Raw genomic sequence first — 8,509 nt, forward strand, 5'->3', positions numbered from 1 at the left:
TGCTAAAATAAATCAATAATACTTCACAAATCTTCAGCTAGGTTCTCATAAAAGTTCCTAGCTTCTTGCAATTAAAATATGGCTATCTTTCGTCAATACATCGCCCCACTGCTTGCAGTATTAGTATTTTTCTTTGCCCTAGTGGCAGTCAGCGCCCGGATATTTTTACCCTCCGATATGGCAGCACCCGCACCAATTGAAGAGGTGGGGGTAAGTTATCAACCTACTCCAACTGATTTCCCACCAGCAGCACATAACCCGAGCTAGCTAAGTTAATAAACGTTAAAAGTGTCTGAGCAACTACTACCGGGCTATATTATTCGCCGTGGTTCTACTTTGGATCGGGCGCTGCTGCTTAAATTCATGCAGCGAACTTACGAGGATCTCTTTCCCAATCAGGATTTTTCTCATCTAGAGCAAACAGTTAAGCAATACTTTTCTAGTGATACGCCCTTGTGGTGGGTAGAAGAGGAGGGGGAGCAGGGAGCAGGGAGCAGAGAGCAGGGGGAAATTCCTCTCCATGCCTTATTCTCAATGAGCAATGCCCATCCACCCATAGCCTGCCTCTGGGTGGGCAATTCTATAGATCAAGTACATGGGAACCGTCATGCTCATATTTTTATTCTCTACGTTGTACCAGAATATCGGCGACGGGGTATTGGTAAAGCGTTGATGCGATATGTGGAAAATTGGGCTATTCAAAGAGGCGATCGCCAGATTGGATTGCAAGTTTTTCAATCCAACAAACCTGCATTAAATCTTTACAATCAGTTAGGTTATCAAACCCAATCCCTGTGGATGGTAAAATTCCTGAGTGCAGAAAAATAAACTATAGGATAGCAGTAACATCATACTTAAGTGTCTGAGTTATGGCGTTTCTCGTTTGGATAAAACTCAACGAGGAGAAAGGAAAGTGTATAATTACGCAACTAATACTTATAAAGCTTTAACTTATTGGCGCGGGGGATTATGTGTTAATCCCGAAAAGGGATTTAAATGAAATTATGTATGACGAAGATGATCTAAGCCTACTCGATATTGAGGAGGAGCTAGAAAGCCCCTTAGATAAAATAGAGCCGCTAACTGCCGAATCAGTCGTGGCAAAACCAGATCCAGAAGTGATGCTAGCCCTGCTGGAAAATCCCCAGCCTCAACAAAGAATGTTAGCAGCGCGTGCTTTTTGTGATATGGAAGATGCGCGTGCTATCCCCCATCTGATTCGCCTGTTAAGTGATACTTGTCCCTTAGTGCGCGTGAGTGCAGCTTATGCACTTGGACGCAATCCTAGTTCAGAGGCAGTGAGTCCGTTAATTGCTCAACTAAACAATGATTGGAATGGCTATGTGCGTAAAGGTGTTGTCTGGGCTTTAGGAAACTGTCGCGATCGCCGTTGTTTACCGCCTCTAGCAGATGCCCTCAGAACTGACATTTCAGCAGTGCGTTTGTGGGCTGCTAGCGCCTTAGCACAAATGGCAGATGTGGGTTATGAAGCGGTTATAGGGGCAATACCACCATTAATTGAAGCCTTAGTTAAAGATCCTGTGGAAGCAGTGCGTAGTAACAGTGCTTGGGCAATTGGTCAACTGTGCCGCGAACTGCCTTCCAATGTAGTTTATGCCACAGCGATCGACGCTTTAATTCAAGCCTTTGCCGAAGACCAAGATTTGGGAGTCCGGGCAGACGCTAAAGCCTCGCTGTTAGGAGTGGGTGATCCCCGTGGTTTGCAGCTGATTGAAACCCTGGAACAAGAAGGATGGTTTTGATTTGGGCATGGGGCAATTCAATTTTGGATTTGAGATTTTGGATTTGAGATTGAGATTTAATCCAAAATCCAAAATCTAAAATTCTTCCTCCTCTGCTCCCTCATCCACTTCCTCGCTCTTTAGTGACCTTCAACTACAGGTTTAACCAAATTTAGATCATAGGGGCGTTCCGTATCATCTTCGCCCAAATATTCACCATTTTGAATTTCCAGAATAACTAGCGGAATCTGTCCAGGATTTTCTACCTTATGTAGGGTTGCTGCGGGAACATAAGTTGATTCGTTTCGATTCAGTAATATTTCTTTTTCTCCACAAGTTACCTTGGCTACACCAGATACTACAACCCAATGTTCATTGCGATGATAATGAATTTGTGGTTTAATTCCGTGTCTGGGCTTAATTTCAAGACGACTAATTCTATAAGTTTCTCCCTCCTCGATTACTTCTACTTCACCCCAGTATCGTGTACCTGAATGTGGAGACAATTCGTTGATATTTGACTGAGTATTATTTTCATTAGAAGTCATAATTAATTTCTCAACCAGATGAGTATTAGTATTTTTAAGTAATTTACCCTAAATAGGATAAATCTGTGTAGGGAGATGCAGCCACAACATTTCTATTAATGACAACTGCTCTAACTTTACTCCAGACAACAGCTCCTATCCGTGAATTTTTAAATGTTTCAATGCGTGAATTCCTTAACCCCCCTTGTACTGAATCCGGTAAATCCGATTATTAACTTCTTCTGTTAGCAGTAGACTGCCATCTGGTAACACGAGTAAACCTACAGGTCTTCCCCAAGTGGTTGGTACAGAAGGATTTAGCAAAAATCCTGTGAGAAAGTCTTCGTAGTAGCCAAGCGATCGCCCTTTAGCATCGAAGGGAACAAATACAATTTTATAACCAGTGCCGCGATCGCGGTTCCAAGAACCACGAAAAGCAGCAAAAGCACCGTTTCGGTATTTCTCTGGAAACGTTTTACCATCATAAAACTGCAAACCCAATGCTGCTGAGTGTGCCTGGAACAACACATCTGGCGTTTGGGTACGGGCTGCTAAGTCGGGGCGTTTACTTTTGTCATCCGTCTTTTGGCGCGGATCGAGGTTGTTTGGTGTCAGATAAGCATAAGGCCAGCCGTAAAATGCTCCCTGTTTAACGCGTGTCAGATAATCTGGAACCAAATCATCACCGATTCCATCGCGTTCGTTAACAGTGGCGTAAAGTTCCTTAGTTACAGGATGAAAGTCTAAACCAACAGGATTACGCAAGCCAGAAGCAAAAGTTTGCTGCTGGGAACCATCCAAATTCATCACCTGTACTGAAGCCCGTGGTAGAGGTTCTTCATCGACATTGGTTCCTGAACCAACAGAAACATATAATTTATTGCCATCAGGCGAGACAACAACATTGCGCGTCCAATGGTTGTTATAACCTTGAGAAGGTAAGTCGGCGATCTTTTCGCCCTTGTCTGTAATTTTATTTTGGCCTTTCTTATAGGGAAAACGAACCACAGCATCTGTGTTTCCCAGAAAAAAGGAATTACCAGCAAAAGCCATACCAAAGGGTCTATTGAGTCCGTTGTCCCTACTAGCAAAGGTTTCTTGAACGTCGGCTACGCCGTCACCGTTGCTGTCACATAACAAACGAATGCGGTTTTGCCCCGTTTCAGTCACCAGGACATCACCACTGGGGGTCAAAGCTAACCAGCGTGGGGCATCTAAACCTTTTGCAAAGACGTTAACTGTAAAGCCTGGTGGTACACGCAGCACCGGATTTTGCGGAATGGGCACAACTTCAGGTCGCTTAGAGGCACTTTCTGTTGCGAAAGGTGCTGGTAAATTCTTTAGATTTATCCGGATGCGCGTGGGTGAAAGTGCTTCAGTCCGAACGGTATCTTTTGACTGTGTAGAATTCTGTGTCAGTTGAGCGGAAGGTACAAATGTTTCTGGTGTGGAATTATCTGAGGAAGCGCGAGTCTGGTTACAGGCTGCTACTAAGGTCAGTAAAAAAACTGGCAGCAACAAACGCGCAGGAACTTTCATAATGGTAGAGACTATGACACAATTTTCTTACTTTAGACTTGAGACTTAATAATTGTCGCCAGTCTAAAGTCCGATTTTTCTGAATTGAGGTACTGGGTAATGAGAAAATCATTTACTCCCCCATTCTTAATTTCCAATATTCATATATATATAAGTATTTATTAGTCAATAAAGTTTTTCAAATTCTGCTGCTGGCAATGGACGACTAAATAGAAAGCCTTGCATAGAATTACAGTTGTGTTGGCGTAAAAAAGCCAGTTCTGCTTCTGTTTCTACACCTTCAGCAACTACATCTAGATTGAGATTGTGAGCCATTTGAATTAATGCCTTAGTAATGGCTGATTTCTGTGGATCAGTTGCAACATTATGAATAAAATAACGGTCTATTTTTAATGTGTTAATTGGTAAGTTTTTCAGATAAATTAAAGAAGAGTAGCCCGTACCAAAATCATCGATCGCAATTTTTACACCCAAGGATTGCAATTTGCTCATAGTAGCGATCGCACTATTTACATCTTGCATAATCATACTTTCAGTAAGTTCTAGCTCTAAGTAATGTGGTTCCAAACCATTAATATCTATAAATTTGACTACTTTCTCAATAAAACCTGGCTGATTGAATTCAATTACTGACAAATTGACAGCAATAATTAGAGGATAAATTCCAAAATTACGCCATATTTTTATTTGTTGACAAACCTTTTTGAATACCCATTTTCCAAGTGGAACAATTAAACCTGTAGACTCTGCTAACGGAATAAATTCTGTCGGGTAAATCAGCCCCACTTCCGGACTTTGCCAGCGCAATAAACTTTCAGCCGCTACTATTTTTCCAGAAGCAATATCGACTATTGGTTGATAATAAATTTCAAACTCTTCAAAATTATGTTGTTTGATAGCGCGGTGTAAACTGATTTCTAATAACTGCATCTTTGGAGACAAGTTGTTAATTACAGTTTTAGGAGATAAATACCTTTTTAAAGTAGCGTGCTTTTCCAATCTGTTCATGATGGCACTTAATAATTCAGCCCGAGTGAAAGGCTTAGTTATATAGTCATCAGCGCCCATATTCATTCCTTGGCGGAAGTCAGATTTTGCAGATTTTGCAGTGATAAAAATGAAGGGAATTGTTACCGTTGATGGATCTTGACGTAACGCTGTTAGTACACCATAACCGTCAAGTTGTGGCATCATCATATCACAGAGAATTAAATCGGGAACTTCGGAGATAGCCAAATGTAATCCGATTCTGCCATTAGCCGCAGCTATAGTTTCAAAACTTTCAGCTTCTAACAAATCCGAAATGTTTTCACGAACAGCTTCTTCATCTTCTATTATTAAAATCTTGGGCATAAATTACCTCAATTTATATTTTATTTATTATGTAAAAAATGACAAAAAATGCATTATCCCCATATATTTATCGCAAATATTTTACCTTAATAGGTATATATCAACCAACTTTTAAAATTTTTATTCCTAATCCAATGCATAGTATATTGCCGATATTAACGGTGTGAGACAAGGATTTTAACAACGAATGGAGTTCACTAGCCCAAAAGCTAGTTATTTTGAGCATTTCCCGCACTTGATAGCTCCTGGCGACAACATTTTCCCTAATAAATGTGCTACCAAAATCTGCATAAATCTTGCAGGTGTAAATTACTGCTGGGCTGGAGGAGAGTAAATATTGCAGATGTTCTTGGTTGACAAGTAGCGTCCACCATATTTCCCAATATGGATACTCAGCTACATCTTGTGGCTGTAGTTCTTCCAATCGGAGCGCTGTTTGGTTAACTTTAAGCACCATATCCTTTGTTATCAGCAACCCGATAAATTGGAAGGAACTGTTGAAGATGGGGCAAAATTGTCTTTCACTCTCACGAAATAATACTTCTGCCTGTACACAGGAGGTAATATCCACAGAAACTCCAATGAGGCGAGCAGGTTCGCCTGTCGTATGTTTAAGTACTATAACGCTTACTAGTAACCATTTGTACTTGAGTAGTTGGCTCTCAACGAGAATCTTATGTTTTACCTTAAAGGAACCAATACTAGTGTTACCTCTAGTTTTCTCTATTTTTTCTGCTAGTTGTTGGCAGAGACTTTTAGCCATGATAAAAATGACAATGTGACCTTGGTTATCTACAACCGGCAGTAGCTCCAACTACTAAAGTACCAGTAATAACACTAAGAATGCATTTAAAATATATAACACATCTTATGTGATGGTTAAAGTATGCGTAACTTCAAAAATATTGGCTGTTTTCAAGCTATTTTATGAAGCTGCAATCATTACCATATCATCTTTGGTAGAGCACTCCGCTATCTGCGAAGATGAATAAGCTAAGATATTCTTGCCCCATGTTTCCATCAGTGCGATCGCATCCGATTAGGCTATTTATGGCACAAGTATCAGTAGCAAAGGGTCAATTATTGACTCTAAGCTTAGTAGCCTTAGAAGCTGAGATAACGCTTGCATATATTTGTACAATAGCTATTATAAAAAAATAGTTATTTAAAGCTTATTAATTAAATTTTTCCAATATTTGGACACCAAATAAGTAATAATATTTAAATTCTAAACACTACAATAAGTGTGTTAAGAATTACAAACTAGCTAATATCTAGCTAGTTGGAAATTGGATATTGGTATTGGGTATGGGGCATTGGAAAGAAGCAGAGGGAAAACTCTTCACTCTTCTCCCCTGCTGCCTGCTCCCCTTGCCTCTTTACTAAAGACGCAATCGCCGTTCGCCATAACGTAATAGCCTTTCTATAGTTACAAGCCGATTTTCCCAAACCTTGGCTTGATAAAAATTTGACTTAAGCTCTTGGCTCATCAATACCCGAAATTGAGATTGGAACCGAGTTAGAGAGGCTTTCGCCACTAGTAACTTACTAGGAGAAGGGGAAGCGGCAAGCTGATTTAAAGCACTGCGTAAAACTTCTGCCTGGTTGTTAAAATCCGATATTGTTTGAGCCGGTCTTTGTAGTTGGTCATTTTGAAAAACAAATTTCCATTCCCGTTGCAGCGCGGTGTAACGGATGGCGGCAGTTTGAAAAGGCTGACGGTGAGGAATGGGTTCACTTGTTGTAGATTGAATCCTGCCTTGGGTGCTACTAAAAAGTTTTTGTAGATCGTTGTTAAAATTCTCTGCGGCAAAGAGTGCATAACCACTAACTGGCAAGTCCCTTACCAACTGGAGTTGATCGAATGCTCCAATTGTTGGCAAAGAAAGTAAGCGAATTCCCGGTACCAATAAAGTAGATCCCAATTGTTTAGAGGCGATCCAGGGTTGGGCCAGTCGTTGGAAACGAGAAGTATCTAAAGCATAAGTCATGGGAACAATTAAGTCTACATCCCCTTGCCTTGCCCAAGTTTCCCAATTTTGTTGAATTTTCTGAATCCGCTCTAGTTCAGGCAAAGGAAATACTGCAACCGATAAAATCAAATTCGGTCGCTTTTGTCTCAACTGCTGTGATAATTGGGCAACAAAGCTATCAACTTGCTGGGTGCGAAATGTCGTCCACTTTTGCCACAAGTCTGGTTGACTAGGGGAAATATTTACTGGATCTACACCAGTAAGTTGCTGAAATTGCGCTCTTGCAGCTTTGCCATAGCCGTAGGTTCGACCTGCTGATGGGTCTTGGAAAGGATAGCGAATGTAGTCTAGCTGTAGACCATCTATGTTATAGCGAGTAGCAATTTCCTCATACAGCTTAAGTAAATACTTACGCACTTCGGGGTTAGCTGGATCGAAGAATGGCTTAGTTTGACCAACGGGAATCATGTTACCAAGATTATCGTAGTTTGCCCAATCGGGATGAGCCGCCAGCACTGGCCCTGGATAATCAGGATTAAGGTTGAGAATTTGATTGTGACGTTGGTTACCAGCAGCAAAAGTCCAAACCCAAGCGTGTAATTCCATGTCTCGCTCATGGGCTAATTTCACCGCATCTGCCAGTGGGTCCCACCCACGAATTAGTGGGTTTTGCTCTTTTGCAACTTGGCTCGGATAAATGGTGTACCCAGCATTAACAGTTTCAAAAAAGACAGTATTAATCCCAGCTTGAGCTAGGCGATCAAAAATCTGGGCTAGTCCTGCCTTGCTACCAGCACGAACAATCGTCCCCCGATCTAACCAAACTGCCCGAATTTCTGGTTGAGCTAGTCTTTGATCAACAGGAAACTGTTGCCACAAAGTCGTTTTAGCCTTCAGCCACTGCTGACGGGCTAGAGCATAGTTTTTTTGGACAATCAATAGGGGGAAGTTTTTGGCAATTACCTTTACCTGTGCTAAGGCTTGCTCTTTACTCATGCCTAGCGCCCCCAGTTTAGTTGAGGCTAATTGCGTAGGTTGCTCCTTGAAAGATTGGGAGGTGTCGGTGTCCAGATGCCTAGAGGACTGTTTAGCTTCAGATGTAAGTTCACCAACATTAGCCGCATCGGCTGACACTGCTAAATTAGCGCTTTCCACCCGACCTATCAGGTTTTCTAGCTCTTGCTGGAGAGCGATCGCTTGGTTGTTGTCAATCGGCTCATTGGAGTTGGGTGCAACATCCAGACGCACCGCTTGTTCTAATTGGTCAATAGCCTCTTGAGAACTTGGGGGTTTGACTGTAGGAAGCGGTTTAGGTATGGGAGCAGTGGCAATTTTAGGAGGAGGGGATGAGGGAGATGAGGGGGATGAACTACCC

At 41.7% G+C, this 8,509-nt stretch carries 7 protein-coding genes and 1 pseudogene; 3 read left to right on the forward strand and 5 right to left on the reverse strand.

Annotated features, from left to right (window positions below):
- Positions 1 to 78 precede the first annotated feature (78 nt).
- The 3 genes from ACFE90_RS33070 (at position 79) to ACFE90_RS33080 (ending at position 1,763) form a co-directional block, all read left to right on the forward strand.
- Positions 79 to 267, forward strand: a complete 189-nt coding sequence (locus ACFE90_RS33070) for a hypothetical protein (protein WP_375506535.1) — start codon at positions 79 to 81, stop codon at positions 265 to 267.
- A gap of 21 nt (positions 268 to 288) precedes the next feature.
- Entirely contained in the window at positions 289 to 828 is a 540-nt protein-coding gene (locus tag ACFE90_RS33075) for a GNAT family N-acetyltransferase (RefSeq protein ID WP_375506536.1), read from the forward strand.
- 176 nt (positions 829 to 1,004) lie between these two features.
- Positions 1,005 to 1,763, forward strand: a complete 759-nt coding sequence (locus tag ACFE90_RS33080) for a HEAT repeat domain-containing protein (protein ID WP_375506541.1) — start codon at positions 1,005 to 1,007, stop codon at positions 1,761 to 1,763.
- A gap of 119 nt (positions 1,764 to 1,882) precedes the next feature.
- Here ACFE90_RS33080 and ACFE90_RS33085 read toward each other — a convergent pair whose 3' ends face one another.
- The 5 genes and pseudogenes from ACFE90_RS33085 to ACFE90_RS33105 form a co-directional block, all read right to left on the reverse strand.
- Positions 1,883 to 2,290, reverse strand: coding sequence for a phosphomannose isomerase type II C-terminal cupin domain (locus ACFE90_RS33085; protein ID WP_375506537.1), 408 nt, complete (start codon positions 2,288 to 2,290; stop codon positions 1,883 to 1,885).
- 174 nt (positions 2,291 to 2,464) lie between these two features.
- Entirely contained in the window at positions 2,465 to 3,808 is a 1,344-nt protein-coding gene (locus tag ACFE90_RS33090) for a PQQ-dependent sugar dehydrogenase (protein WP_375506538.1), read from the reverse strand.
- Between the two features lie 112 nt (positions 3,809 to 3,920).
- Positions 3,921 to 5,161 (reverse strand): annotated as a pseudogene (locus ACFE90_RS33095) (EAL domain-containing protein).
- Between the two features lie 100 nt (positions 5,162 to 5,261).
- Positions 5,262 to 5,975, reverse strand: a complete 714-nt coding sequence (locus tag ACFE90_RS33100) for a hypothetical protein (RefSeq protein WP_375506539.1) — start codon at positions 5,973 to 5,975, stop codon at positions 5,262 to 5,264.
- Between the two features lie 568 nt (positions 5,976 to 6,543).
- Positions 6,544 to 8,509, reverse strand: a 1,966-nt coding sequence (locus ACFE90_RS33105) for a glycoside hydrolase family 10 protein (RefSeq protein WP_375506540.1), incomplete at its 5' end; no start/stop codon positions are given.

This window comes from uncultured Nostoc sp. (assembly GCF_964245445.1).
GTDB lineage: Bacteria > Cyanobacteriota > Cyanobacteriia > Cyanobacteriales > Nostocaceae > Nostoc.